General features: G+C 64.8%; 26 protein-coding genes and 1 pseudogene. 10 read left to right on the top strand and 17 right to left on the bottom strand.

Annotation, left to right across the window (positions count from 1 at the left end; all coding sequences use genetic code 11):
- The 5 genes from ACSFBF_RS35155 to ACSFBF_RS35135 form a co-directional block, all read right to left on the bottom strand.
- A partial coding sequence (locus tag ACSFBF_RS35155) for a PqiB family protein (protein ID WP_435462801.1) occupies window positions 1-935 on the bottom strand: 935 nt, incomplete at its 3' end.
- Window positions 932-1,177: a hypothetical protein gene (locus ACSFBF_RS35150; RefSeq protein ID WP_435474980.1), complete on the bottom strand. Its 246-nt coding sequence runs from the start codon at window positions 1,175-1,177 to the stop codon at window positions 932-934. The genes ACSFBF_RS35150 and ACSFBF_RS35155, both read right to left, overlap by 4 nt.
- Before the next feature lie 42 nt (window positions 1,178-1,219).
- Window positions 1,220-2,149 carry a DUF2145 domain-containing protein gene (locus ACSFBF_RS35145; RefSeq protein WP_435462803.1) on the bottom strand — a complete coding sequence of 310 codons (930 nt, stop codon included), beginning with the start codon at window positions 2,147-2,149 and terminating at the stop codon, window positions 1,220-1,222.
- Window positions 2,146-2,601 (bottom strand): TOBE domain-containing protein, encoded by a 456-nt coding sequence (locus ACSFBF_RS35140; RefSeq protein ID WP_435462804.1) that lies wholly within the window; start codon window positions 2,599-2,601, stop codon window positions 2,146-2,148. The genes ACSFBF_RS35145 and ACSFBF_RS35140 overlap by 4 nt, the downstream gene beginning before the upstream one ends.
- A 41-nt stretch (window positions 2,602-2,642) precedes the next feature.
- Window positions 2,643-3,311 (bottom strand): DUF3313 domain-containing protein, encoded by a 669-nt coding sequence (locus ACSFBF_RS35135; RefSeq protein WP_435462805.1) that lies wholly within the window; start codon window positions 3,309-3,311, stop codon window positions 2,643-2,645.
- Between the two features lie 535 nt (window positions 3,312-3,846).
- Here ACSFBF_RS35135 and ACSFBF_RS35130 point away from each other — a divergent pair.
- The 4 genes from ACSFBF_RS35130 to ACSFBF_RS35115 are packed head-to-tail and all read left to right on the top strand — an operon-like array spanning window position 3,847 to window position 8,532.
- A complete protein-coding gene (locus ACSFBF_RS35130) occupies window positions 3,847-5,214 on the top strand; it encodes an aspartate aminotransferase family protein (protein ID WP_435462806.1) in 1,368 nt (455 codons plus the stop codon).
- A 9-nt stretch (window positions 5,215-5,223) separates the two neighbouring features.
- Complete coding sequence (locus ACSFBF_RS35125; protein WP_435462807.1) at window positions 5,224-6,312, top strand: GNAT family N-acetyltransferase; 1,089 nt, start codon at window positions 5,224-5,226, stop codon at window positions 6,310-6,312.
- Complete coding sequence (locus ACSFBF_RS35120) at window positions 6,309-7,214, top strand: hypothetical protein (protein ID WP_435474977.1); 906 nt, start codon at window positions 6,309-6,311, stop codon at window positions 7,212-7,214. The genes ACSFBF_RS35125 and ACSFBF_RS35120 overlap by 4 nt, the downstream gene beginning before the upstream one ends.
- Window positions 7,215-7,221: 7 nt before the next feature.
- Window positions 7,222-8,532, top strand: coding sequence for a class I SAM-dependent methyltransferase (locus tag ACSFBF_RS35115; protein WP_435462809.1), 1,311 nt, complete (start codon window positions 7,222-7,224; stop codon window positions 8,530-8,532).
- Here the strand turns inward: ACSFBF_RS35115 and ACSFBF_RS35110 are convergent.
- From ACSFBF_RS35110 to ACSFBF_RS35070, 9 genes are all read right to left on the bottom strand, one after another.
- A complete protein-coding gene (locus tag ACSFBF_RS35110; protein ID WP_435462810.1) occupies window positions 8,498-9,799 on the bottom strand; it encodes a DegT/DnrJ/EryC1/StrS family aminotransferase in 1,302 nt (433 codons plus the stop codon). The two genes, ACSFBF_RS35115 and ACSFBF_RS35110, sit on opposite strands and share 35 nt — an antisense overlap.
- Complete coding sequence (locus ACSFBF_RS35105) at window positions 9,759-10,169, bottom strand: EamA family transporter (RefSeq protein WP_435474974.1); 411 nt, start codon at window positions 10,167-10,169, stop codon at window positions 9,759-9,761. The genes ACSFBF_RS35110 and ACSFBF_RS35105 overlap by 41 nt, the downstream gene beginning before the upstream one ends.
- A gap of 35 nt (window positions 10,170-10,204) precedes the next feature.
- Window positions 10,205-10,576, bottom strand: a complete 372-nt coding sequence (locus ACSFBF_RS35100) for an EamA family transporter (RefSeq protein ID WP_435462812.1) — start codon at window positions 10,574-10,576, stop codon at window positions 10,205-10,207.
- Window positions 10,577-10,637: 61 nt separating this feature from the next.
- Window positions 10,638-11,588 carry an alpha/beta hydrolase gene (locus tag ACSFBF_RS35095; RefSeq protein WP_435462813.1) on the bottom strand — a complete coding sequence of 317 codons (951 nt, stop codon included), beginning with the start codon at window positions 11,586-11,588 and terminating at the stop codon, window positions 10,638-10,640.
- A complete protein-coding gene (locus tag ACSFBF_RS35090) occupies window positions 11,585-12,307 on the bottom strand; it encodes an MtnX-like HAD-IB family phosphatase (protein WP_435462814.1) in 723 nt (240 codons plus the stop codon). The genes ACSFBF_RS35095 and ACSFBF_RS35090 overlap by 4 nt, the downstream gene beginning before the upstream one ends.
- Window positions 12,300-13,256 (bottom strand): HlyD family secretion protein, encoded by a 957-nt coding sequence (locus ACSFBF_RS35085; RefSeq protein WP_435462815.1) that lies wholly within the window; start codon window positions 13,254-13,256, stop codon window positions 12,300-12,302. The genes ACSFBF_RS35090 and ACSFBF_RS35085 overlap by 8 nt, the downstream gene beginning before the upstream one ends.
- Entirely contained in the window at window positions 13,256-14,008 is a 753-nt protein-coding gene (locus ACSFBF_RS35080) for an ABC transporter ATP-binding protein (RefSeq protein WP_435462816.1), read from the bottom strand. Before ACSFBF_RS35080 ends, ACSFBF_RS35085 begins: the two co-directional genes overlap by 1 nt.
- 2 nt (window positions 14,009-14,010) lie before the next feature.
- The gene (locus tag ACSFBF_RS35075) at window positions 14,011-15,144 is read right to left on the bottom strand and encodes an ABC transporter permease (protein ID WP_435462817.1); all 1,134 of its coding nucleotides are present in this window, start codon (window positions 15,142-15,144) and stop codon (window positions 14,011-14,013) included.
- Window positions 15,141-16,568: a TolC family protein gene (locus ACSFBF_RS35070; RefSeq protein ID WP_435474971.1), complete on the bottom strand. Its 1,428-nt coding sequence runs from the start codon at window positions 16,566-16,568 to the stop codon at window positions 15,141-15,143. The genes ACSFBF_RS35075 and ACSFBF_RS35070 overlap by 4 nt, the downstream gene beginning before the upstream one ends.
- Before the next feature lie 367 nt (window positions 16,569-16,935).
- Here ACSFBF_RS35070 and ACSFBF_RS35065 point away from each other — a divergent pair, with 367 nt between their 5' ends.
- The 6 genes and pseudogenes from ACSFBF_RS35065 to ACSFBF_RS35040 all read left to right on the top strand — a co-directional run bounded on the left by ACSFBF_RS35065 (window position 16,936) and on the right by ACSFBF_RS35040 (window position 22,375).
- A complete protein-coding gene (locus tag ACSFBF_RS35065; protein ID WP_435462819.1) occupies window positions 16,936-17,628 on the top strand; it encodes a response regulator transcription factor in 693 nt (230 codons plus the stop codon).
- On the top strand, window positions 17,625-18,824 hold the full coding sequence (locus ACSFBF_RS35060) for an ATP-binding protein (RefSeq protein WP_435474969.1): 1,200 nt from the start codon (window positions 17,625-17,627) through the stop codon (window positions 18,822-18,824). The genes ACSFBF_RS35065 and ACSFBF_RS35060 overlap by 4 nt, the downstream gene beginning before the upstream one ends.
- A gap of 363 nt (window positions 18,825-19,187) precedes the next feature.
- Window positions 19,188-19,853, top strand: a complete 666-nt coding sequence (locus ACSFBF_RS35055) for an ABC transporter transmembrane domain-containing protein (RefSeq protein ID WP_435474967.1) — start codon at window positions 19,188-19,190, stop codon at window positions 19,851-19,853.
- A gap of 360 nt (window positions 19,854-20,213) precedes the next feature.
- Window positions 20,214-20,927, top strand: a pseudogene (locus ACSFBF_RS35050) (cyclic peptide export ABC transporter); the annotation flags it as partial.
- 59 nt (window positions 20,928-20,986) lie between these two features.
- Window positions 20,987-21,910: a cation:proton antiporter gene (locus ACSFBF_RS35045; protein WP_435462821.1), complete on the top strand. Its 924-nt coding sequence runs from the start codon at window positions 20,987-20,989 to the stop codon at window positions 21,908-21,910.
- 60 nt (window positions 21,911-21,970) lie between these two features.
- Window positions 21,971-22,375: a universal stress protein gene (locus ACSFBF_RS35040; RefSeq protein ID WP_435462822.1), complete on the top strand. Its 405-nt coding sequence runs from the start codon at window positions 21,971-21,973 to the stop codon at window positions 22,373-22,375.
- Window positions 22,376-22,393: 18 nt separating this feature from the next.
- Here the strand turns inward: ACSFBF_RS35040 and ACSFBF_RS35035 are convergent, their stop codons facing one another.
- From ACSFBF_RS35035 to ACSFBF_RS35025, 3 genes are read right to left on the bottom strand one after another with little or no spacing between them, the layout of a single operon-like run.
- Entirely contained in the window at window positions 22,394-22,660 is a 267-nt protein-coding gene (locus ACSFBF_RS35035; RefSeq protein WP_435462823.1) for a hypothetical protein, read from the bottom strand.
- 31 nt (window positions 22,661-22,691) lie between these two features.
- Window positions 22,692-23,093, bottom strand: a complete 402-nt coding sequence (locus ACSFBF_RS35030; RefSeq protein WP_435462824.1) for a hypothetical protein — start codon at window positions 23,091-23,093, stop codon at window positions 22,692-22,694.
- Entirely contained in the window at window positions 23,093-24,412 is a 1,320-nt protein-coding gene (locus ACSFBF_RS35025) for a voltage-gated chloride channel family protein (protein WP_435462825.1), read from the bottom strand. Before ACSFBF_RS35025 ends, ACSFBF_RS35030 begins: the two co-directional genes overlap by 1 nt.
- Window positions 24,413-24,432 lie beyond the last annotated feature (20 nt).

Here is a 24,432-nt window from a genome sequence, read left to right as displayed (position 1 = left end):
GCGCCGATGGCCTTCACCTCGCCGATCACGACACCGCGAAAGTCCACCGCCGCGCCCGGCGACAGGCCGCGCAGCGACTGGTTGAAGTACAGCAGCAGGGTCTGCGCCGGGCCGTCCGGCGTCTTCATGGCAGTCGACTCGTCGCCGGCCAGCGCGAAGGCTGTGCCCTCCGGGGCCGCCGGGCCGCGGGCTTCGTCTGGCGCGCCAAAGGCGATGCCTCCGAGAAGGATGGACGTGAGCGACTGGGTGCGCAGCGTCGCGCCGCTCGCGCTGAGCCGCAGGTCGAAACCGCTGGCATGCCAGAAGCGCGTGTTGGCGCCGACGAAGGCGTCATAGGGCGCGTTCACGAAGATCCGCAGCAAGACGCCGTGGCCATCGCGTTCGAGCTCATAGGCGGCGACCTGGCCAACCTTGATGCGCCGCAGGAACACCGGCGAGCCCACGCCGAGCGAGCCTGCGTCCTCGGCATGCAGCAGAAACTGCGTGCCCGACGCGCCGTGCGTCACGACGGGAGGCGCCTCGAGGCCGACGAACATCCTGTTGTTCTCGCTCGACGAGCCTGCATCGGCGCCGATGTAGGCACCAGACAGCAAGGTGCCCAGGCCCGAAATGCCCGTGGTGTCGAGTCGCGGTCGCACCACCCAGAAACGCGTGTCCCGTGCAGCGAAGCCCTCGGCGTCCCGGTCGAGCTGCAGCACCACGCGCACGTGCGAGCGGTCGCTGGACAGGCGCAGGCTCTGCACCACGCCGATCTGCACCTCCTTGTACTTCACGACCGTCTTGCCGGCCTCTAGACCGTCGGCTGTTCCGAAGCTCACCTCGACCGTGGGACCGGGCTCGAGGAGGACGCGAGCGACCAGCGCGAGGCCGATCAATGCCGCGACCACAGGAATTAGCCAGATCAACGAGAGCATCCGGTCGCGGCGCCGTGTCACGCCGGACGGGCAGTTAAATCGCCGGCCGCATTGTCGATGCCGGCCCTTGAGGCATCTTGGCGCATCACCAGGCTGAATCTCGTGTTGGGCCCGTCGCTGAACTGGGCGACCGAGTCCTGAGCCAGTGCCTCCTGGTCCTCTTCCGTCGACCGGAAGCCGCGATGGGGGAGGGGCTGCGCCCCCGTGCAGCCAGCCAGCGCGAAAGCGGTGGCGCGAATCATGGCGTGGATCGATGGGCGCATTCGTGTTTCCTTCGTCGCAAGGCGGTGTTGGAGGTGCGTTGGCTAGTCGAGCTGCAAGACACGATCACCGTCGCCCGGCCGACAGCCATCGGCGATAGGTGTCCAGCCGCGGTGCACGACAACCTGCTTGCCGTCATGGCACAGTTCGATGCGCTGGCTCTCGGGCAGCTGTTCGTGCACGAACGTCTCAACGGTCGAGGGCAGGCTGACTCGCAGTTTCAGCGCGTAGCGGTCTTCCTCTGGATGGTCGTCCAGATGCAACAGCGGAACGAAGTTAGACGCGAAGATCAGCGCGTGCGAGTCGACGTCGACCGGCTCGGGCACGTAGGGCGCCTGCCGCAACCAGTTCTGGGCGCGTTCGCGCAGGTCGTCTCCGTCGGCCAGATTGCCCCACGCGACGGCAAGCAGCTCCATGACCCACTGGTTGCAGTTCTGGTAGCGCAGGCTGAACGGATAGGCATTGGCGCTGTAGGTCGCGGCCAGCAGGTGCAGCGCGCCGGCTTTGTCGAGCGCCGTGCGCCGCAGCGTTTGAGCCGCGCCGGCGGGAAGCCGCACGATCGAGATGTAGCTCAGCGTGGGGTCGTCAATGCCCATCACGAAGCCCGTCAGGCCCTGGTCGTAGATTCGTGGGCGGCCTTCGTTGCAGGCGTAGTACAGCTGGCGGGCAGACCATGCATCGTTCTCGTCCCGCCATGCGATGGCGGCGTGGGAGTATCGAATGTGAAATCGCGAAAGATCGAGCCCGGAACGGCTGATCAGCACGGCACCGTCGCCGGTGGCGGAAAGCTCGTCGCGGACGACGGCGGCAAGACGCAGCAACCGGTCCTGCTGGTCTGCAGTCAACGGCTTCGTGTAATCGCAGAACTGCGAGGAAGCCAGCGGTCCCGTCCCGCCTGGCGCCGCTTGCGCCGTGCCCCATGCGAGAGCGAGGATTGCCGCGAGCCCCAGCGCGAGCCGGTGCACGACGCTCAAAGGCTGACGGGGCGGGCGGCCAGCTCCCCGTACCAATCGTCGGCAAGCACCAGGTAGAACGCCTTGCGGTTGTCGCTGCGCGCGAATGCGGTTCCGTAGGCGCGCTGTTGGGCATGCACCTGGTCCCCGGGAACCAAGTGTTCCTTCGCGAAGGTGGCTTGCGGCAGTTCGAGCACGATGCGCTGCTGCGTATCGTCGCGCTGCATCGCGACGCGCGTGAAGCCGGCGCGGCCGGCGGCCTCCGCGACCTCGGTGATGCGGTAGTCGCCCTCGGCCACCTTGTCGCCGTCGAACGAGCTCTTGCTCGAACCGCGCAGCGATGCAGACACGCTGCCGCTGGATGCGGAACCGGCACTGGAGGCCAGGGAAGTGAAGACTTCGGCATTGGCGTTGAAGGCGACCGCGAAGACGGCGCTCAGGCATGCAAGGCGGAAAAAGCGGATGGAAGTCATCGGATGCTCCTGGTGGCTGTGATGAATCGATGGGTGCTGCGTCACTGCAGATAAGCGACCAGCTGATCGGCCCCTTTTTCAATGCCTACGACGGACGCACTTCTGGCGCCGATACCGGCCTTGAGGTTCCATGCATTGGGATACTGCTTGGCGACGTAGGCCCCGAGCAGCTCGTTGGTCGAGGCGTCGTAGATCTCGACCGCAAAGCTGACCGAGCCCGTCATGGCGCCTTCCCTGCCGCGGACGGCCTGCACGGCGTTGTAGGGGCCGCCCATGAGGTCGAACCGGGAGACGGTGCTGAGCACGGCCGTGTTCGTCTTGGCGCCGGTGAGCGTCAGCTTGATCCGCACGGCATTGACGTTCCTGGCCGAGGCGCCTCGGAAGCGTGCATTCAGCTTCTCGGTGAACTGGCTCTGCATGTAGCGGGCGAGGAACATCTTGTCGTCTTCCGACACATCGTCGAACTGGGCGTCGCTGCCGCGATAGATGATGCCTCCGACCTGTGGCCGGATCTCCGCCGTGCGAACGGCCGCGACCCGCCCTGGCAGATCGTCGGCGATCGTCACAGCAGCGGGCCGCAGGGTCAGCACCGAGGCCTGCGCTGGGGCGTCCGCCGTCAACGGCGCCGGCTTGCTGCACGCCGTCACCAGCACGGTCACGGCGACTATCCCGGCGATACCGCAGATGCGCCACAACTTCATCGAATTCATACCGGCAGACCCTTGAGTGTTCTCAACGGGCAACGCGCCCGTCGTCAAGGAGCGCAGTGTCGGCAAAGAGCGTCCACATTCGGTCGCAGAATTCTCAAGATTCGATCCAGATAAACGGGCGGCTCCCGAGGTTCTTCCCCTTCCATGCGCCGAGCACACTTCTCTTGCTGCGCTGCATCAGAGTGCTGCGAAGTTCGATGGCGACGTTGGCGAGCCGGCGCCGCACCGCGAGACACCGCGACGAGCATTGGCATCTCAAGGTGACGGTGCAGTTCATTGCTCACCCGTTTGTCGGGAAACCATCCGTGCTCGCGCGATCGAGGTGGCGTGACATGCCGCGTCTCCATCGATTCCACACAGACGCTTGATAGCCAGCCAACGTCCAACGCGCAGACTCCTTGCAATCCGTTTCAACGCGTACTGCCGGGGGGCGATTCCTTCCATGGCGGTCGAGACGGTGATCGCCTTCGCGGCGCGACGACGGCCCTGACGGCACGATCGCGACGCCTTTTCAAGATTGATGGAATCTCTTCCAATGAATTCACAACTTCTCGCCGACGAGGCGAAATACTGTTCCTTCGGGGACACGGTTCACTATGTGAACCCGCCCAAGATCTTCTCCGGCTGCGATGGCAGCTACATGTACGACGCCGAGGGAACGCCCTACCTGGATCTACAGATGTGGTACTCGGCCGTGAACTTCGGGTACAAGAACAGGCGCCTCGAAGACGTCATGAAGCGCCAGCTCGAGACGCTGCCGCAGGTGGCCAGCCAGTACCTGCACCCCACCAAGATCGAACTTGCGAAGTGGATCGCGCAGGATGCCGAGAAAAAGTGGGGCCGTGCGGGCCGCGTGCACTTCAACGTGGGCGGCGCGCAGGCCATCGAGGATTCACTCAAGGTCGTGCGCAATGCCAGCAACGGCAAGAGCCTGATGTTCGCTTTCGAGGGCGGCTATCACGGCCGCACGCTGGGTGCATCGAGCATCACTTCGAGCTACCGCTACCGCCGCCGGTTCGGTCACTTCGGCGACCGCGCGCAGTTCATCCCCTTTCCGTATCCCTTCCGCCGTCCCAAGGGCATGACCGCCGAAGAGTACTCGGACTCCATCGTGCGCGAATTCGCGCGCAAGTTTGAGAACGAATACCACGCGGTGTGGGACCCGAAGACCCGTCAGTGCGAGTACGCCGCCTTCTACGTCGAGCCGATCCAGGGCACCGGCGGTTATGTCGTGCCGCCGCCCAATTTCTACAAGGGTCTGAAGAAGGTGCTCGATGAGCACGGCATCCTGATGGTGGTCGACGAGATCCAGATGGGTTTCTGGCGCACCGGCAAGCTCTGGGCCATCGAGAATTTCGGCGTACAGCCCGACGTGCTGGTGTTCGCCAAGGCGCTGACCAATGGCCTGAACGCACTCAGCGGCCTGTGGGCCCGCGAAGAGTTGATCAACCCGCAGGTGTTTCCGCCGGGATCGACGCACTCGACCTTCGCCGGCAATCCGCTGGGCACGGCGCTGGGCCTGGAGGTGCTGCGCATGACGGCCGAGATCGACTATGGCAAGCAGGTTTGCGACAGCGGCGCCTACTTCCTCGAAGGCCTGAAGGAACTGCAGAAGCGCCACAAGGAAATCGGCGACGTCGACGGCATGGGTCTGGCGCTGCGCGCCGAGATCTGCACCGAGGACGGCTTCACGCCCAACCGCGAGTTGCTCGACAAGATGGTCGACATCGGTTTGGCGGGCGACCTCGAATACGACGGCCGCAAGATGGGCCTGGTGCTCGACGTGGGCGGCTACTACAAGAACGTGATCACCTTCGCGCCCTCGCTCGAGATCTCGCGGGCCGAGATCGACCAGGCCATGGTGCTGCTCGACCAGCTGATCGCCCGTGCCAAGCGCAGCTGACATCAGGCGGTGTACTTTTTCCACCAGCTTGAGCCGGATGCGCTGGTCGATGCTTTCGCTTCGCATCCGCCCGAGGGATTCGCGCTGCTCGAGGGTGGCCTTGGGCCGACTGCCGAGCCGCGCCGCGCCGCCCCGGTGTTCGCGGCACCGTTCGACCTTCTGACCACGGCCGATGCCGCGCTGAGGCGACGGGCTGAATCGCTGCCATTTTCTCGCTACTGGTTGCGCCACCTGCGCGTGCGCACCGCATTCGTGGGCAGCACTGCATCGGAATATTTGCTCGCACCGCGCGAGCGACTTCCGCAGGAGTGGGCCGCAGCGTTGTTGCAGCGCTGGGGTCAGCAATTTCAGCTGATGGTCTTCAAGGACCTTCCTGCCGAATCGCCATTGCTCGGTACCGCAGACAACGCCAGGGCCTCCGCATTGATGCGCGCCTGTCTGGAGGCAGGATGCCTGCTGGTCGAAGGCCAGGCGCTGGCCTATGTGCCCATCGATTTTCCGGACGTCGCAACCTACATGGAGCGTTTGTCGGCGAGCCGAAGGAAGAACTTGCGCCGAAAGCTGCGCAGCCTCGCCCAACTCGAGGTTCGACGGATCGCTACGGGCAGCGAGCACTTCGAGTCGTCAGAGTTCACGGACGCGTACTACGCGCTCTACGAAGCCGTCTATGCGCAGAGCGAACTGCATTTCGACCACCTCACGCGCTCCTTTCTCTCGCATGTGCTGCGCGATGCGTCGGCCGGCGGCGTGGTGTTCGAGTACCGTCGCACAGGCAAGCTCATCGGATGGAACCTGTGCTTCGAGGCCGACAACAAGCTGGTGGACAAGTACATCGGGCTGAGCTATCCAGAAGCGCGTGAGTGCAACCTGTATTTCGTGAGCTGGGTGCTGAATCTGGAATACGCGATCGAACGCGGCCTTACGCACTACGTCGCCGGATGGACGGATCCCGAAGTCAAGGCGCAACTGGGCGCGAGCTTCACTTTCACTCGACACGCCGTATACGTGCGCAATCCGCTGCTGCGCTGGCTGGCGCGGTGTTTTGTGAGCCGCTTCGAGCGTGACCGTGCCTGGCGTAGGTCGGAGCCTGCCGCATGAGCCTTCCCCCTGTCGTCCTGGATCTGGATCGGTCGGTCGGACCGCTTGCGAGCGAGTGGCGCATTCCACTGGGAGATCGGCAGGAGGCGTTGCGCTTCGGCTGCGGCCTCAGGCACATGCGTGCGCTGGCACGCCAACTCGATATCTGGCTGCCGGCTCCCGCCCGACACGGCCCGGTATTCATGGGCAGCGGGGACTTCCATCACCTGACCTGGCCACTGGTGGCGCGCTGCATCCGTGCGCTGGGCCTGCGGCGGTCGCAGTTGCGCGTGGTAGTTCTGGACAACCATCCCGACAACATGCGGTTTCCTTTCGGCGTGCACTGCGGCTCCTGGGTACGCCATGTTGCGCAACTGCCCGAAGTCGCACATGTGCTCGTGGCAGGCATCACCTCCAGTGACATCGGCTGGCGTCACAGTTGGGAAAACCAACTCTCGCCCCTGCGTGCAGGCAAACTGAGCTACTGGAGCGTCGGCGTGGACACCGGCTGGGCGCGCTGGCTCGGCGTGGCATCGGCGTTTCGCAATTTCTCCAGCACGCAGGCGCTCGCGGATGCACTGGCCGAGCACCTTCATCGGGAATGCCGACCCACCTATTTGTCGATCGACAAGGACGTGTTCGCGCCCGACGTGGTGCACACCAACTGGGACCAGGGCCTTTTGCTGGAGGCGCAGTCGACCCAGGTCATCGATGCCCTGCGAGGACAGCTCGTCGGCAGCGACATCACAGGCGAGGTCTCGTCTTATCGCTACCAAAGCGCCTGGAAGCGCTGGCTCAGCGCGGGGGACGGGCAGGACACGGACATCGGGCAAGAGCAACTGACGCGCTGGCAGACACAGCAGCACGCCCTCAACCAGCGCCTGCTGCCCCGCCTCGGGCAAGTCGGCCTGATCACCCACTAACTCATTCATGCGCATTCAATCCCAATCCCGCCGCAACATGCGTGACGCGCTCATCGAAAGATTGCTGCGCCGGGCTTTCGAGCCACTTGTCTGGCGCGGCACCCTGACGGTGGTCCTGTCGCACGGAAAGAAACTGACCTTCGGTGACCAGGGGTTGCCACGCGCGCAGATCCGCTTCACGGATCGTCGAGCCATGCTGGCGTTGCTGCTGGATCCCGATTTGCAGCTTGGCGAGTTGTTCGTGCAAGGACGGCTGCAGATCGAACAGGGCTCGATCTACGACGTGCTGGAACTGTTGCTGCGGGACGCAAAGGACTTGCAGCCGCACGGGTTCGTCCGCGTGCTCGACCGAGGGCGAATGTTGTTGCGTCCATTGCTTGAGCGCAACCGCCATCGCCGGGCGCGCGCGAACGTGGCGCACCACTACGACTTGGACGATCGGCTCTACAGCCTGTTCCTCGGCGCTGATCGGCAGTACTCGTGTGCCTACTTCCAGACCGGCGAGGAAAGCCTGGAAGTCGCACAACTCGCCAAGATGCGGCACATTGCCGCCAAGCTGCTTGTGGACCCGCACCATCGGGTCCTTGACATCGGGTGCGGCTGGGGCGGCCTGTCGCGTTACCTGGCCGAGATCGGCGGCGCCCTGCACGTCACTGGCACGACGCTGTCGCAAGAGCAGTTGGCCGGCGCCAAGCGCCGAGCCGCTGAGTCGCACCAGGCCAAGCGCCTGGAGTACCGGCTGGAGGACTACCGCGACACGGCCGGCACCTTTGAGCGAATCGTCTCCGTTGGCATGTTCGAGCACGTGGGACGACGAAATCACCACAGGTTCTTTCGCAAGTGCCATGAGCTCCTGGCCGACGACGGCGTCATGCTCCTGCATTTCATCGGTAACTCCGATGTGCCTGACTTCAACAATCCGTGGATCGAGAGATACATCTTTCCGGGCGGCAGTCTGCCTTCGCTTTCGGAATGCATGCCGGCCATCGAAAACGCCGGTCTGGTCGTGACCGATATCGAGGTCTTGAGGTTGCATTACGCGCAGACGCTTCGGTTCTGGCGTGAACGCTTCCTGGCTCGGCGTGATGAGGCACGGGCGCTGTATGACGAGCGTTTCTGCAGGATCTGGGAGTTCTACCTCTCGATGTCGGAGGCGGCGTTTCATCACCAGCAGATCGCCGTCTTCCAGATCCAGTTGGCGCGCCGCCAGGATGCGGTCCCACTGACGCGCGACTACATCGACGCGCGCAAGGACCTTCTGTGGGCTCTCGAAACCCAGTCGCTCAACTATGGCGACCTGGCGACATCGGTGTTCTAGGTGCCGAGGCACAGTGCTCGGCCAGCGTGTCGCAAAGCACGGCGAATCGTGCATCGTCGAGCCATGGACTGTTGCTGATGGCCAGCAGGCGAGCGGCCATGGTGCGCGCGTGGGGCAGCACCTGGGGCGCCATGGCGCTCGCAAGGCAGGGATAGTCGGGCAGCGCATGCGCGAAAGGCAGGCTCAGGCCGCACCCGTTGCCCCAGGCAGCACGTAGCACGCTGTCACGGTGGGCTCGCGTAGGCAACCGAATCAGGAAGACCGGCCACACGCCGGCGGCACATGGCACTGCCGCGCTGTCCTCCAATACCTGCACGCCGGGAATGTCTGCGAGTCGATTGCGGCGCCGACGCGCTTGCGCTGTGCATTGCGCCAGGAAGCCTGGCAGTCGTGCCAGCGCCCGGACGCCCACCGCTTGGCGCCAACGCCCCACGCGATGCAACGGGATAGTCGGCTCAAAAACGTCGCCTGCAGCACCCAGCCAATCACCACGCCGCAGCGCCCGGCGCAGCGGCAGCCCATAGACCCAGCGCAGGACTGCCGGGCGGTAGCACAGGGCATATCCAAGCAGTTCCAGTGACCGCCGCAATTCCCAGCCCGCGCGCGGTGGCACCACATCGACGCTTGCCTGTGCGCAGGCCTCGCGCAGCGCGGGGTCCCCCACGACCAATGCACCGCCTTCGAACATGCTCAGCCCCTTGCCGACCGCCAGACTGAAGAACCCGATATCGCCCCGTGTTCCCACGCTGCGACCTTCGGCCTGCGCGCCGAGCGCCTGGGCTGCGTCCTCGATGGTCCAGGCGCCCACACGGCGGGCGCAGTCCAGTGCGGTCGCTACATCGGCGATCCGCCCGCCCAGGTGGGTCGGCAGCACGGCGAGCGTCTGGGCATTGCACAGGCGTTGCAAGTGCGCCGGATCCAGGTCGAGCGTGCCGGCGCCCAGGTCGCAGACCCGCAACTTGAGACCGCAATGGATCACCGCGAGCGCGACCAGAGGGCAGGTGTAGCCCGGCACCACCACCTCGTCGCGTTCGGGCACAAGACGACTGAGCGCCGTCAGTGCCACCACCAGCGCAGCGGTGCCGGAGCACTCGATCTGCGCGGCTTCCACGCGCAGGAAGCGCGCGAGCGCTGCACCCAGATCCGCGTCGGCGTGTCGAGTCGGCCAGCCCAGGTCCGCGCGGAGCAGCGGTAGCCCGGCGGTGGGGGGGACCTCGCCTAAGCGCTCAAGGTACCGAGGCATCGCAGCGCCGGGGCGCACCGGCATGCTCGGCCTTTGCCGCGCCTGTCGATGCGCCGTCCTGCTTCTCGCCAAAGGCCAGGCAAACGATGCCGGCAAGGATGCTCAGGGCGCCCGCGATTTGCGGCCAGCCGATGCGCTCGCCCAGCAGCGCATACGACAGTGCCATCACCGCGACAACTTCCAGGTGTGAGGCTGCGAACGCCGGCCCGATCGGCGTATGCCTGAGCAGGCGCATCCAGGTGAAGAAAGCGCCGATGTACCCTGCGAAAGCCCCGTAGATCCACGGCTGGCCGAAGACCCTTGCCAGCCATGCCGAATTGAACGCGAGCGGCAGCGCCTGTTCGCCTGCCATCTTGAAGCTCAGTTGTGCCAAGGTGTCGAAGGCCACGAGCATGAGAAAGCCCGCGACATAGAAACGGCGCGTCTCGGTCATCCGTGCAAACCTACGACGGCCACACCGATCGAGATCAGGAGCATGCCGGTAACCCGCATGGGCGAGAGCTTCTCGGCGAACAGGTACCGCCCGGCGAGCATGACCGCAACGATGTTGATCGAGCCCAGCAGCACACCCTGCGACAAAGGCACCAGGGAAATGAACGCCAGCCACAGCACGAACTCGGCCACGTAACAGCTCAATCCGACCCAGAGCCAGGGACGGCGCGCCATCCAGATCCAGCGCGCCAGGCCATCGCAGTCATCGGGGCTGCGTGCGGCGGCCTTGAAGGCCAACTGGCCGCCGCTGTCCATGAGCACGTTCAGTGTCCACAGCGAGAGAACCAGGGGCGTAAAGGCAGCGCTCATCGGGATACCTTTGTGCTTCGCGCTCCGGCACGCGCTGGCTTGGGGTGGCCCAGCGCAGCGTTCATGACGCGAGCGAGCCGGCACCCGCACATTTGGCCGTCTCGGTCTGCTGTGCCACGCATAAACTGGTCCGGCGCGCGGCGACTGCGATGCGACTGGCGAAATCCACCGCGTGCGCGGTGACGGTGCGACGTTCGCGATCGACCGTGATCATGTGATAGCAGTCATGCAGCAGCACCAGTTCGACGGGAGCGCGCACCTTGCGCAGAACCAGCCTGGCGTTGGCCACGCTGGAGACATCGTCCTGGCTGGCGTGCATCACCAGGCAAGGTGCGCGCACGCGGCCCAGCTGGCGCCGCGCGTGCGTCGACAGCGCTCGCATTTCGATGATGGCGTACCAGGGATTCCCCGGCAGGCCGGCGGCGGCGCTGTCCCCCTGTTGCATTCGTTCGACGATGCGCTTGCGCACCGCTTCGTCCTTGATGCCGTAGGGCGGCTGTTCCATGAAGACCTGACTGCGTCCGATGCCGAGTGCCCGGAAGCCCCTCAGGAGGAATGAGAGTCTTGTGTAGCGCGGGATACTCCAGCCGTCATGCCAGAACATGGTGGACAGGGCCCCCACGCCGTCAACCAGTTCCGGCCGCTTGGCTGCGAGTTCCAGCGCCAGGACCGCACCCATCGACAACCCGATCACCACCAACCGATCGGTGCGACTGCGCAGCCGCTCGGCGCCGGAGTGCACGCTCGTCGCCCAGTCCTGCCAGCGCGTCCTCAACAAGTCTTCCTGGGTGCCGCAATGGCCTGCCAGTTGCACCCCGTAGACGGTGAAGCCTGCGCGGTGCAGGCCCTTGCCGAGCAAGCGCATTTCATTGGGCGTGCCTGTGAGACCGTGCACCAGCAGGATGCCGGTGCGGGCACGTTCGCCGTGACCCTCGTACAGAAATTCGTGCTGCGTCACACACACAGGGGAGTCACTCGGGGAGCCTTCGGAATCGTCCATCGTGTGGTTCATGCGAGGCAATCCTTGGGTTGCGTGATTTCCAGCATCAGCGCCAGCGCTTCGCGGAAATTCTCGAACGCCACGTGCGGAATCCGCTGGCCTCGGCAATGCCCGATCAAGCGGTCCTTGGCCAGCACGAAGTCAGCCTTGCCCGCAACACAAAAATCGGAGCTGCCATCGCCGATGAACAGGACTTTGCCGTGCAACTTGCGCTGCTCGGACAGGCAGGCGCATTTGCAATTTCCGCTGGCGCGCTCGCAGCTGGCTCTGGCATGCGGCGTGTACAGCCGCCAGCCGCGCTCGCCGACCTGAACCAGCTGATTCGCGATCACCGGCAGGTCACCCAGGCCGTGGGCCCGCAGGATCTGTTTGATGGCACGGTCCATTCCGTCGCTGACCACCTGCACCCTGATACCCCTGAGCCGAGCCGCGCCGACAAAGGCCCGGAAATGAGGATCGATGGACATCCGGTCGAGGTGAGAGTCGAATTCTTGTGCACTCATGTCCAGGAGCGACACCTGCCCGCTCATGCATTCGCGCGAGCCGATCTGACCGCTTTCCCAAGCCTTCTCCAGCGCCTGCCAGCCACGACCGCCAAAGCGCCGCAGCAAGCTGTCCGTGACATCCTCGACGCTGATCGTTCCATCGAAATCGCATTGGATGGTCCAGCCGGCTGACGGCGTGGTGCAAGTTGCCGCTGCACGCGACGCGATTTGAAATGACTCACTCATAGAAGCTCACCCTCACGTTGCGACCCGGGCGCAGCCTCGAAGCGGCTGCCGGATCAAGTTCAAGAATGCAGTCCACCACGCGCAGGCCCGTACGCTGAGGCGTCTCGTCGTCGAGGCGGCTCGGCCCATAGGCGGCGCTCAGACGCAGCACGTGCGCGGCGACTTGCGCCGGTTCGGCGCCGTCATGGGCGTCGCGCTCGATCTGGATGGTGGCGCGCATGCCGGGTTTGACGCTCGCCACGTAGCTCTCGTTGAGTTCGGCTCGCACGATCAGCGCGCGCTGCGGCATGAGAACCATCAGCGGGGGCGCTCCCTGGGCTGCGACACGGGCGCCGGCCTGGACATTGAGCTTGAGCACGATGGCGTCGTGGGGTGCCGTGATCGTGTGGTGCCGGACGGCCAGACGCGCGAGGTCCACCTTCTGGCGCGCGATGGCGATTTCCGCCTCCAACACACGCATGGCCGCCTCGATGTCGCGCTGGGCCTGAAGCGCTTCTTCGGTACGCTGCGGATCGAGGGCTCCCGCACGGGCCGCCTCGTCCATGCGTCGGGCCAGTTGACGTGCGGCGGGCAGGCGCGCGGCCTGGGCATGCTTGCGCGCCTGCACCAGTTGCAGGTCGGCTTGGGCGAGGTCGGCCTCCATGCGCGCTTGCTCGGATGCCAGCTTCAGCAGCACCTGACCGCGTTGCACGAGATCGCCTTCGCCCACGTCCAGGGTTTCGATCTCGCCATTCAGGGGAGACACGACATCGAGCAAGCCGCCGCGCACCTCGACCTTGCCGCGCGCCATCGCCAGCAGCCGGGGCGAATCGCCCGTGGCGTTAGGGGCGACGATTGCGGGAGAGGGGGTAGAAGGGGGACTGGGCTTCGAGCAACCGCTTATGGCGGTGGCCAGCAGCAAGATCCACGGCAGGCGCCGATGCAGCCGGTCCTTCGGGAGGGGATTCATCAGTGAACTTCCTTGTAGACGGGCCGACGTGCCGCGGTCTCGGGCCTCGTGTCGCCGCGAATCTGTCCATCCTCCATCGTCAACACGCGATCGGCGTGATGCACGAGGCGCGGGTCGTGACTGACACACAGCACAGTGGTGCCGTGGACACGTGCGATCTCGTGCAGCAGGTCAATGACCTTCTGGCCGTTGTCCGCATCCAGTGCGCTGGTTGGCTCGTCGGCGAACAGCAGCTGCGGCTCCTTGGCCAGCGCGCGGGCAATCGCGACCCGCTGCTTCTCTCCACCCGACAACTGCGCTGGAAAGGCATCGGCGCGGTGGTTCATCCCCACTTCCGCCAGGGCCTGCATCGCGCGTTCTGCCGATTGCCGAAAGCTCAGACCAAGATAGCCGAGCGGCAACTGCACCTGCTCGCGTGCAGTGAGCGCCGCGAAGAGATTGAATCCCTGGAACACGAAGCCGGTGTGTCGAAGACGGAAGCGCTCGAGTGCGCGCTTGTCCATTTGGCTCAGTTCATCGCCGAGGGCCAGAACCTGCCCTGAATCGGGCGTTTGCAGTCCGCTCAGAAGCGACAACAGCGTGCTCTTGCCACAGCCCGACGGTCCGGAGATCAGTGTGAGCTCGCCGTGGTGTATGCGAATGGACAGCTTGCGCAGCACGTCGACCCGCACCTTTCCCGACAGAAAGGACTTGCTGAGCTGGCGCCCTTCGAGGCTCGCGTGCGAGGACGCAAGCGGAGGAAGCACTCTCATGGTCACCTCAGCAACATCGCGGGATCGGCACGCACCAGCCCGCGCACGGCGATCAGGCCAGATATCAGTGCGAGGCCGAGTACCAGAGCCGCGCAGGCCAGTGCCACCGCGGCACCCATGCCGACTGGCACGCCGTAGTGGGCGGCCAACCAGAGAAGCAAGCTGGTGAACAGACCGCTGACCGCCAGACCGATGCATCCGACCCAGCAGGCCTGCTCGACCACGATGCGACGCAGAGCGCCCAGGCTCGCTCCCAAAGCATTGAGCATGGCGTATTCACGCGCGGAGCCCGCCACGACCGCCATCAGCGATTGGCTGGTTACCACTGCGCCGACCAAGCAGACAATGCCGGCCATGAACAGCACGGCGATACCGGCGCCGGTATCGAACATCCAGTACAACTGTGAACGGCGCGCGAATTCCGCGGCCGTCCAGACTTCGAAAGCGCCGAAGGTTGTGCTGCCGACCAGGCGTGACTTGATGGCATCGGCCTGATCGGCGCGAGAAATCCGCGCCACGAAGTACGTCACTGCAGAGGACGACTCGCCAGCCCGCAACCCGCGCGCCGTCGCCGTCGACGCCAGCACGTTGACGCCACCGAGGGCGCGCAGGCCGTCGAGCGCGGCCACGATCTGCACGCGCTGACCATTTAGCCAGGCATGCTCCCCGACCGGCGTCCTGAGCTGATCCAGATCCGACCGGTCTACGATCACCGCACCGGGTTCGCGCAGCCGCCCGCGCAACGCCAGAGGCAATACACGGGAGAACATCATGGCGTCCGCGTCCGTGCGGATGCCCGAAACATACACCGAGACCCCGCCGCCGGATCGCTCCTTGTTGCGCCAGTCGCCTTCCACCCAGAGGTAGGGCTCGACGTCGGCGACGCCAGGGTCCATGCGAAGGCGCATCTCCACGTCGGCATTGATGTCGCGGCCGAAATTGACGCTTTGCGTGCCCGGGTAGCCCGCCCACAGGTCGGTCGAGGACGCCGTCACATAGACGGCCGCACTGCCGAAAATTCCCAGCACCAGCGCCGCTTGCACGGTCAGCAAGAGACCTGCGAACCCAACGGCCAAGACGGCCGGCACGAAGCGGCGCCACTCATGGACGATGGTCTTGCGCGCCAATGCGATCATGAGGCTGACCCTTCGACGCCGGCGGGCCATGGCGCACCGCCAAGCGACTTGTACAGCGCCACGAACGCGAGCGTGTGGCTGGTATGAGCAGCGGCAAGAGCGATGGACTGTTGCAGCGCCTCACGTTGGGCTGCCAGGCGATCGAGCTCGCTCGCCAACCCCAAGCCCACCAACAAGACCTGGGCTTGCGTGCGGCGATCGCTTGCGTCAAGGGCGATCTGGAGTTGTCGGGTGCGTTCCTGCGCGTGCTGCAACCGGCTCAGGGCCGACTCGGTCTCCGCGACACCTTCCAGGACAGCTTGGCGATAGGCCATCAGCGAGGCATCGAGCGCTTCCTTCTGCGCATCGGCGAAGGCACGCCTGCGGCCCCAGTCGAACAGAGGGATGTCGATCACCGGGCCGATTGCCGGAATGTTGTCCGAAGTGCGGCGACTGTGCCGCGTGAGGTTGTGCGCGTAAAGGATTGAGGCCCCGAGCGCGATCCGGGGATAGAGTTCTGCCCGGGCGATTCCCAGTTCAGCGGCTGCCTTCAGCACCTGCGCCTCGGCGCTGCGTATTTCAGGGCGGTATCGCAGCAAGTCCGCCGGCACTTGCCGTAGCGCAAAAATCTTCGTGCCTGGCAGCGGCACCGGCGGCCAAGTCGCAGCCGGGGTCCAGGCCTCGTCGGGGGTGGCTCGACCCAGCAGCATGGCGAGTCCTTGCGAAGCCCGCTCGGCCGTCTCGCGCGCTTCGCTCGATCGGGCGTGCGTCTGCGCCAGACGCTCGACGACCTGGAGCCGCTCATCGGGCGCTCCCAGCCGCAGGCGATGCCGCAAATCGAGCAGTGCCAGCGTCTGATCGTCCAGCGACGCCAGCCGCTGCAGCAACGCTTCGCGATGCACGGCGTCGCGCAGCTCAGCGTAGGTACGTACCACCTCGGCAATGCTGGACACGCGCGCCCCATGATCGGCCGCGATCGCCGCATCCACCCGGGCCTTGCCATTGCGCTGCGCCGACTCGTGCGCACCAAACAGCCCCAGTTCCCATATTGCATCAACACTGGCCTGGAAGTAGTTATCCGTTGCCGAGATGTCCTGCAAAGTGCGGGCATTCCCGGCAAGCGTCGGCAGATGCTGCGTGTGGTCGCGTCGTGCGAGCAATCTCGCCTGGCGCAGGCGGCTGCGCGCCTGTGCCATCGTCAGGTTTTGCGTCATGGCCTGATCGACCATGGCATCGAGTTGGGGATCGTCCAGTACCTTCCACCATGTTTGCAAGTCGGGCTGAATGGCATTGGGGGGCGTGTCGCCAATTTGGCGCCAACCCGCCGGCAAATCGCCCGGCAGCGTTGGAAGTTCGACCGTGGAGCAGGCCGATAGGACGCATGCGAGGAGCGGAGCGCACAGCAGCAAGGCAAGGCGGGGGGTAGAAAGTCGTGCGCGAAACAAGGCGGAGCAACTGGCAGAAGAGGTAAGTGCATCAAGTGGACCGCCTCAACATCGGCAAACATTGCGTATTCGGTGGAGATCGGATCAAGTCCGATTGCCTGAGAGGTCGGCACTGCTGCGATGCCCCATCTTGATCAAATCTTGATCAAGACCCATCCCATTCTTTGCACGATGGCGAAAGAATGTCGTTCGCTGAGCCGTCTGCATGCTTGGTCAGGTCGCAGCAACAGGGCCGCTCAAGCAGCCTCGATAATGTTTCGGTGCCGGAAGCAAGTTGTCCGCCGACCTAGCCTCGGCAGCAACGTAACTGCTGCACAGGCTCGCCAGAGCTCCGTGTTACTCCTAACTCCCAAAGATCGCAGTTTCCATGGCCAATGAGCGAATTCTTATCGTCGAAGATGATGCCGAGATTGCCGAGGTGCTCGCGGCGTACTTGCATCGCGACGGCTATCTCACGACAGTCTGCCCAGATGGGCGCGAAGCCATGAAGGTGTTCGCGCAATGGCAGCCGGACCTCGTGCTGCTTGACTACATGCTGCCGCACGTCGGGGGAAGCGAGATCCTGGCCGCCATCCGGCGAGTTGGCGATGTCCCGGTCATCATGGTCACGGCCGTTGAAGGGGAAGTGGAGAAACTGGGTGCACTTCTCTACGGTGCCGACGACTATGTGGTCAAGCCCTTCAATCCAAAGGAAGTGGTGGCGCGCGTGCAGGTCGTCCTGAAGCGGTCCCGCGGTTCACAACGCAATGCGCAACCTCGCCTGGCCTGCGGTACTCTCGAGATCGACCTGGAGGCTGTGATGGCGCGCGTGGTGGGAAATGAGGTGCCGCTCGATTTGACGATCACAGAGTTCAAGCTGCTGGCGACCTTGATGCGGCAGCCGCGCAAGGCCTTCAGCCGCTCCGAATTGCTGGAGGCCTCCCTGCCAGAGAGCGACGCGCTCGAGCGGGTCGTCGACACGCACGTCCACAACTTGCGCAAAAAGTTGGAGGAACAGGGTGTCCGCGGCATTCCCCTCGCTGTGCGCGGGGTCGGCTATCGCCTTGGCGATCCTGGATGAAATCGTCGCGTCGGTCACTGTGGGCATGGCTTACCTGGCGCATGGTGGCCTTGGCGATCGCCGCCACGGCTTCCGTCCAGGCGGGCATGTGGGTTCGCTACAGCCATTGGTCCGACAAGATCGATTCGCAGCTGCCCAGCGGGATCGTTGCCGAACTCAAGGAGCGCGAAGCCGCTCCTAGGACTGAAGAGAACTCCAAACGGTTGAGGGAAATCTACAGCGAGTACGGAGATCGTTTTGTTGCCCCTTCAGACTCCGATGACCTGCTTGTCCAGACACTGCTGAGCCTGGCCATCCTTCCCTTCGTGGTGGCCTTCGGGCTGCTCTTGGCACGCCGCATCGTTCAGCCCGTCTTGGATGTCGCGACCGCGGCGGAATCCGTCTCCGAGGGCCGGTTTTCCGCGCGAGCGCCTGTGCTCGACTCCGCGCCCGCCGAACTGCAGCGCCTCGCGAGCCATTTCAACATGATGGCCGAGCGCCTCGAAGCGTACGACCGGGAACTGCAGGACTCCAGTGCCGCGATCGCCCATGAACTTCGTACACCGCTCACAGCGGCGATCGGGCGGCTGCAGGGGATCATCGACGAAGTGTTCCCACTCGAGGATCGGCAGATCAGGACTGTGCTGGATCAGCTCGGGCAGATCAATCGCATCATCGGCGACCTGCAGGTTCTTTCGCTCGCCCAAGGCGGCCGACTGCAGTTGGAGATCACCGACTTCAATCTGCGCAGCTTCGTCGACGAGCGAATCTCATGGGCGAAGCCTTCTCTGCAAGCGTGTGGCTTGGTGGCAGTCAATCATCTAGGCGGCGACCAGATCGTTCGCGCCGACAGGGGCAGGTTGGGCCAGGTACTTTCGGCGCTTATCGACAATGCCATTCGCTATGCGAGCGACGGCGGCATCGTGGAGGTCGATTGCCGCGCGAGCCCAACTGTCATCGAACTGATCGTGCGAGACCGCGGCAAGAGCGCGACGGGGCAGGACCTGACCCGCTTTTTCGAGCGCTTCTGGCGCGGAGAACAATCCCGTTCCCGGAACGCGGGGGGAGCCGGGCTGGGCCTGTCGATTGTCCAGGCAATCTGCAGAGCACACGGCGGCCATGCGCAAGCGGTTGCTGGCGCAGAGGGTGGAGCCGAAATCCGGATCTACCTGCCACGGGACGGGATCCTTTCGGATCCCGGCAAGCCGGCAGTCTGAGCGTTGCGCCGAGCCCGTTGCGCGGGCCGGCTTGGAGCGTCGGGTGAGTGGACGAGACTGGGCTTCCGATAGGTTCGGTCGTTGACCGCCCGGGAAGACCATTCCCACCGGCTTCCGGTTTGCGTGATCGCACGCGCGCGGGTGCCATGGTCCGACGCTTCGAACACGCGGGCGTGCGGGCTCTTCATCGGATCTTGATGGTTCGTGGCCTGCTTCTCTATCCGAGGATCCAAGAATGCCGAGGTTGAGAGCCCTTCGTCTGGTTGCTTCTCAAGTGTCCTTGCTAGCCGTGAACACCTCCGCACGCCCTGTCCCTGCCCGCCATGTCTGTTGCATCCGCGACAGCACACTTTGATCGCCCCGATGAAAGCGCCACTGCTGAATGCTTCCCCTTTTGCCATGGACATGTGGCGCTTGCTGAAACCCTTCGCGTATGTCGTCGCGATCGCAACGGTCTTGGGCGGCATGGGCGGCATCGCCACGGCCTCGCTGCTCGAGCAGGTCAATGCGGCCTTGCACAGCACTTCGGCTATCTCCATTTCTGCGATCGCGGGGTTGGCGGTTCTGGCCGTGTTCGCGGTCGGAGGTCATACCGTGGCAGGCATCCTCAATAGCTTCACCGGTCAGCGGCTTGTCGCCGCCCTGCGTAAGGACGTCTCCCTGCGAATGCTGAACGCACCCGTCGCGTCCCTGGAGCGCATGAAAAGCTACCGGTTGCAGGCGATCCTCAACGAGGACATCGACACCATCAGCGACTTCACCGCGGAGTGCCTGCCGCAATTCGATGTGGTTGGCGAACGACACAGGCGAAGTCGACTTGGCGGCGGGAGTCTCCTCCTCCAGTCGGAAGTCGGCCGACAGGCGCGCAATCCGCCGGAAGGCCACTTGCGCTTGGCTGAAAAAAGGGAGCAGCGCGGCCAGTTCCTCGATCGGCCCCTTGATGAAGAGCAGCACGATGACGAAGCCGCTGACGACCGGTGCGTCGATCTCCGGGGACGGGCGTGCCGCCAGAATCCATACCACGACTAGGAAGAACAGCGCGGAGTTCGTACCTTCGGCGATCCAGAACAAGCTCAGTGCCCGGGCCTTGAGCCGTGCCACGAGGTCGGCGGCGCCGGCCAACCGGACGCCATGCACCTGCGCTCGCCGCTTCCGATTGAGTCGAAGCTCCTTGGCTCCTTCCACCACACCGCGGTAGTGCTTCTGCAGCTCGTCCTCGCCGGCCCGCGCCTTCTCGAAGTCGCGACTCCAGGCCTTCGCTGCGACGTAGTTGATTCCGATGCCGACGACCAGTGCGACGGCACTGACGAGGAACAGAACGGGTGAGAGTCTGAACAGGTAGATCGCACAGCCCGCGGTGACCGCGAAGGCCGAAGCGTGGCCGGCGAACGCTACCGTTTCGACGCGCCGGAAGAAGGCGCCGTGCCGTTCGAGGCGGGTCCCATCGACCTGCGTCTTCAGCGCGGCGAGACCCTGTTCATCGTCGGCGGCAATGGCAGCGGGAAGACGACGCTCATCAAGCTGCTCCTGGGTCTCTATCAACCGAGCCAAGGGCAGGTCCTGCTCGATGGCGTGCCAGTGGACGACCACAACCGCGAAGCCTATCGCGAGCTCTTCTCCGCCATCTTCTCCGACTATCACCTGTTCGATGAACTCGTTGTGCAGGACGCCGATCAGATTCGAGCCGCTGATGGACTGATCGATCGACTGGGGATTGCCGGCAAGGTCAAGCTTGTCGACGGTGCGTTCTCCACGACAGATGTCTCGACGGGCCAACGCAAGCGCCTCGCACTTGTCCATGCCTGGCTGGAGAACCGCCCCGTGATGATGCTCGATGAATGGGCCGCGGACCAGGACCCGGAATTCCGGCGTGTGTTCTACCAGGAACTGCTTCCGGAACTCAAGCGGCAGGGCAAGACCCTCATCGTGGTCTCGCATGACGATCGCTACTTCGGGGCGGCAGACCGCGTGATTCGGATGAATGGAGGTCGGATCGTTGACGAGGTCGCGCCGCTTGCGGCAGGGAAACCATCCGAGGCGTACAAGACCACGTCTTCGACAAGGCCAGAACTACCCTCACGGCGCACTGCCACCGACAGGTAGCGTCAGGGCAAGGTTCACTCGCGTTCAATCAAGCACATGGACAGGCGGACATCGGCCTGGTGAGTTTTGCCGTCCCCTTCTTCGGGTGCACCGCCGTTGCCTACTGGGGTCTGGGTTGGTCCGGCCCGGCGAGCTGGCTGGCCGGCATCGCGATGTCTACCACTTCGGTGGCCGTGGTGTACGCCGTGATGCTGGAGTTCGGCTTCAACGCGACCGACTACGGCAAGACGGTACTCGCTGCCTGCTTTATCACTGACCTGGCCACCGTGCTGGCGCTGGGCTTCATCTTCGCGCCGTTCACGTTCAAGACCTTGATCTTCTTCGCGGCCTGCGGCGTTGCCGCCATCGTGCTGCCGTGGCTGACCCCGAGGTTCTTCAAACGCTTTGGCGGCCGGCCCTCGGAACTGGAGGCCAAGTACCTGATGTTCCTGCTGTTCGGGCTGGGCGCGCTGGCGGCCTGGGCGGACAGCGAGGCGGTGCTGCCTGCCTATCTCACCGGCATGGTGCTGGCGGGCACCGTCGGCAAGGACCATGCACTGGTGCGGCGGCTGCGCACGCTGACCTTTGGCCTGCTGACGCCGTTCTATTTCATCCGAGCCGGCTCGCTGGTCTCGGTGCCGGCGCTGGTGGCGGCGCCCGGCGCCTTCCTCATCCTCTTGGCGGCCAAGATGGCCACCAAGGTGGCCGGCGTCTATCCGCTGTCGCGCTGGTATGGCGCGCCCCGCAAGGAGGCCTCGTACACGACGCTGCTGATGTCCACCGGGCTCACCTTCGGCACCATTTCGGCGCTGTTCGGTCTATCCCACAAAGTGATCGATCAGGCGCAATATTCGTATCTGGTGGCCGCCGTGATCGGCAGCGCGGTGGTGCCCACGCTCATCGCCAATGCTTTCTTCCTGCCGCGGCACCTCCTGGGCCAGGTCGATCCGCCCGAGGAAGCGCCAGCGACGCAGGCCACGGCGTCGTCAGGGATCCCGCGATGACCTCGTGGTCGGTCATCGCGACTGCGCGCCGGCAAACCGGTCGGCAGGAAAGGAGACACCATGTTCGGCAAAGTCCTTCTGGCGTACGACGGAACCCAGACCGCTGACCTTGCGTTCACACGCGCTCTTCAGGTGGCCCATGACGCCCATGCGCCGCTGCACGTCCTGGCCGTCGCATGGTCTCCCGAAGTAGAGACGCACGCATCCCTGGACAAGATTCGGGGCCAATGCTGGGAATACCTGAACCTGTTGCGCAACAAGGCGGCGGTGGCCCAGGTCGTCCTCGAACTCGAGGTCGTCGAGGGCAACTGCGCCGATCAGATCGTCGCGGCCGCCGATCGCCTGGAGGCGGACCTGATCGTCATCGGTCACCGCCAGCGCACGCTGATGCAGCGGATGTCGGAAGCGTCGCTCGCCAAACGGGTCGTCGATCATGCGCATTGCTCGGTGCTGGTCGCGAGATGAGCGCAAAGCGAGACGCTCTCACCGCCATTCGTCTCCCGGGACGCATGCGAGCGCGGCACCGGCAACGCTCGCCTGACACGCCTCCTCGCTGCTCATTGGCGTGGCCGCCAACTGACCTTCCACCGAACCGAGGCTGTACCACTGTCCTTCCGCATCAGGTGGGCTGGCGCTGGCAAGCCACAACACCGTGAGCGCCCAGAGCGCCAGCGCGATCAGGAGCGATGAATTCTCGCGCAGCCAATCACCGAAAGTCGGTGCACGCCGAAGATTGCGAACTGTCAGCATGGTCTGTCTCCTGGCGTTTTTTTGAGATGAATCAGCTGTGCCCCGGGCCGTGGTCCACGAGCGGCAACTCGCATAGAAACAGCACAGCCCGGACCTTGCGAAGCTCCTCGGCGTGCTCGTGCATGAAGGCGCGCAGCCGCTCTTCCGAATCGAGCAGTTCCAGGCATTGTGGGTGCTTCATCCCCGACACCTCTGGGTGGTGATGCGTCAAGCGCTCTCCCGGCAGGTAACCTGAACTGATCTGGTGAAGCAATGCTTGCTGGATCTTCGCGCGCCGCGCGACGGCGAGCAGATGCTGGGCGAGCACTGGCGCGCTCAGGTGGTGCCAGAACCGCGTGGCCCTGGCGCGGCTGCCCGCCGGGAAATACAGGCGCAAGGCCGTCAGCCGGTGCACATTGGTGCTGTTGGAGGGCGTGGTGTTGCTGCCACTCATCACTGCTTCTCCTCTGGGTTCGCAGCCTTCTTGGCAGTCGCTTGCTTGCGGTACTGGGCGATGTCCGCGATCCGCAGTTCTTCCGGCAGCGTTCGCCGGTGCTTGCTGTGACCCACGCGCTGCGCGTGATAGATGCCCGCGTGCCCCGAGAACAGGTAGCTGGCAATGCACGCGATCGCTGCGAGCGGGCCGATGGCCGGGCCGAACAGTTCCACGGCCATGACGATGGTTGCTACCGGTGTGTTGGCGGCACCTGCGAACACCGCGACGAAACCGATGGCGGCGAGCATCGAGAACGGCAGATGCAGCAGCGGCGCCATGGCGTTGCCGAGCGTGGCGCCGATGTAGAACAGCGGCGTCACCTCGCCGCCCTTGAAGCCGGTGCCCAGCGATGCAACGGTGAAGGCCAGCTTGCCGAAGAAGTCCCACGGGGCAAGGGGTGCCTTGAAAGCCTCGACGATGGTGGGAATACCCAGCCCGATGTAGCGGTAGCCATCGAGCGCCCAGACCGCCGTGGCGACAACGATGCCGCCCAGCAGCGGGCGCAGCGGCGGGTAGGCGATCCAGCGCTTCATCAGCGCGCTCAGCTGGTGCGTGGCGGTCGCGAACACGAGCCCGGTGAGCCCGAAGACGATGCCCGCAGCCACCACGGCAACCACGCTCCAGAACGCCACGGGCGCCACTTCGCTGACGACGTAGTGCGTGTGATGAACGCCCCAGGCCAGGCCCACCTGATCGGCCACGATGGCGGCCACCATGCAGGGGAACAGCGCGTCGTAGCGCATGCGGCCGATGGCCAGCACCTCCAGCCCGAAGATCGCGCCGGCCAGCGGCGTGCCGAAGACCGAGGCAAAGCCCGCGCTGATACCCGCCATCAGCAAGATCCGGCGATCCTCGTGCTTCATGCGAAAGAGATGCGTGAGCTGGTCCGCCAGTGCGCCGCCCATCTGCACGGCCGTGCCTTCGCGCCCGACCGAGGCGCCGAACAGGTGCGAGATCACCGTGCCTCCAAGCACCAGCGGCACCATGCGCAGCGGCACTACCTTCTTCGGATCGTGGATCTCGTCGATGAGCAGGTTGTTGCCGGCGTCCACCGGCTTGCCCAGGCGGTGGTAGACCCAGCCGACCGCAAAACCCGCGAGCGGCAGCAGCCAGATGGCCTGGCGGTGCGCCTCGCGCCAGTTGGTGGCCCAGTCGAGGGCAAAGAGGAAGAAGGCGGAAGCGGAGCCGGCCAGGAAGGCCACGACGCTGGCGATGATGAGCCACTTGCCGATGTACGGCAGGAGCTCGAGTTGTTCGGGGCGGCGAAAACTGGTCATGTGGATCAGGAGCGGGAACA

The organism is Variovorax nivicola (assembly GCF_051216475.1).
Lineage (GTDB): Bacteria > Pseudomonadota > Gammaproteobacteria > Burkholderiales > Burkholderiaceae_C > Variovorax.
This window is presented reverse-complemented; position numbering and strand designations above follow the sequence as displayed.

Bases quoted from the DNA above. Each gene is read 5' to 3' on its own strand.
- ACSFBF_RS35040 (WP_435462822.1), top strand. From the start codon at position 21,971: ATGTTCGGCAAAGTCCTTCTGGCGTACGACGGAACCCAGACCGCTGAC.
- ACSFBF_RS35035 (WP_435462823.1), bottom strand. From the start codon at position 22,660: ATGCTGACAGTTCGCAATCTTCGGCGTGCACCGACTTTCGGTGATTGG.
- ACSFBF_RS35095 (WP_435462813.1), bottom strand. From the start codon at position 11,588: ATGAACCACACGATGGACGATTCCGAAGGCTCCCCGAGTGACTCCCCT.
- ACSFBF_RS35085 (WP_435462815.1), bottom strand. From the start codon at position 13,256: ATGAATCCCCTCCCGAAGGACCGGCTGCATCGGCGCCTGCCGTGGATC.
- ACSFBF_RS35150 (WP_435474980.1), bottom strand. From the start codon at position 1,177: ATGCGCCCATCGATCCACGCCATGATTCGCGCCACCGCTTTCGCGCTG.
- ACSFBF_RS35075 (WP_435462817.1), bottom strand. From the start codon at position 15,144: ATGATCGCATTGGCGCGCAAGACCATCGTCCATGAGTGGCGCCGCTTC.
- ACSFBF_RS35060 (WP_435474969.1), top strand. From the start codon at position 17,625: ATGAAATCGTCGCGTCGGTCACTGTGGGCATGGCTTACCTGGCGCATG.
- ACSFBF_RS35130 (WP_435462806.1), top strand. From the start codon at position 3,847: ATGAATTCACAACTTCTCGCCGACGAGGCGAAATACTGTTCCTTCGGG.
- ACSFBF_RS35140 (WP_435462804.1), bottom strand. From the start codon at position 2,601: ATGACTTCCATCCGCTTTTTCCGCCTTGCATGCCTGAGCGCCGTCTTC.
- ACSFBF_RS35110 (WP_435462810.1), bottom strand. From the start codon at position 9,799: ATGCCGGTGCGCCCCGGCGCTGCGATGCCTCGGTACCTTGAGCGCTTA.
- ACSFBF_RS35090 (WP_435462814.1), bottom strand. From the start codon at position 12,307: ATGAGTGAGTCATTTCAAATCGCGTCGCGTGCAGCGGCAACTTGCACC.
- ACSFBF_RS35135 (WP_435462805.1), bottom strand. From the start codon at position 3,311: ATGAATTCGATGAAGTTGTGGCGCATCTGCGGTATCGCCGGGATAGTC.
- ACSFBF_RS35080 (WP_435462816.1), bottom strand. From the start codon at position 14,008: ATGAGAGTGCTTCCTCCGCTTGCGTCCTCGCACGCGAGCCTCGAAGGG.
- ACSFBF_RS35120 (WP_435474977.1), top strand. From the start codon at position 6,309: ATGAGCCTTCCCCCTGTCGTCCTGGATCTGGATCGGTCGGTCGGACCG.
- ACSFBF_RS35025 (WP_435462825.1), bottom strand. From the start codon at position 24,412: ATGACCAGTTTTCGCCGCCCCGAACAACTCGAGCTCCTGCCGTACATC.
- ACSFBF_RS35055 (WP_435474967.1), top strand. From the start codon at position 19,188: ATGAAAGCGCCACTGCTGAATGCTTCCCCTTTTGCCATGGACATGTGG.
- ACSFBF_RS35030 (WP_435462824.1), bottom strand. From the start codon at position 23,093: ATGAGTGGCAGCAACACCACGCCCTCCAACAGCACCAATGTGCACCGG.
- ACSFBF_RS35115 (WP_435462809.1), top strand. From the start codon at position 7,222: ATGCGCATTCAATCCCAATCCCGCCGCAACATGCGTGACGCGCTCATC.
- ACSFBF_RS35065 (WP_435462819.1), top strand. From the start codon at position 16,936: ATGGCCAATGAGCGAATTCTTATCGTCGAAGATGATGCCGAGATTGCC.
- ACSFBF_RS35105 (WP_435474974.1), bottom strand. From the start codon at position 10,169: ATGCTCGTGGCCTTCGACACCTTGGCACAACTGAGCTTCAAGATGGCA.
- ACSFBF_RS35100 (WP_435462812.1), bottom strand. From the start codon at position 10,576: ATGAGCGCTGCCTTTACGCCCCTGGTTCTCTCGCTGTGGACACTGAAC.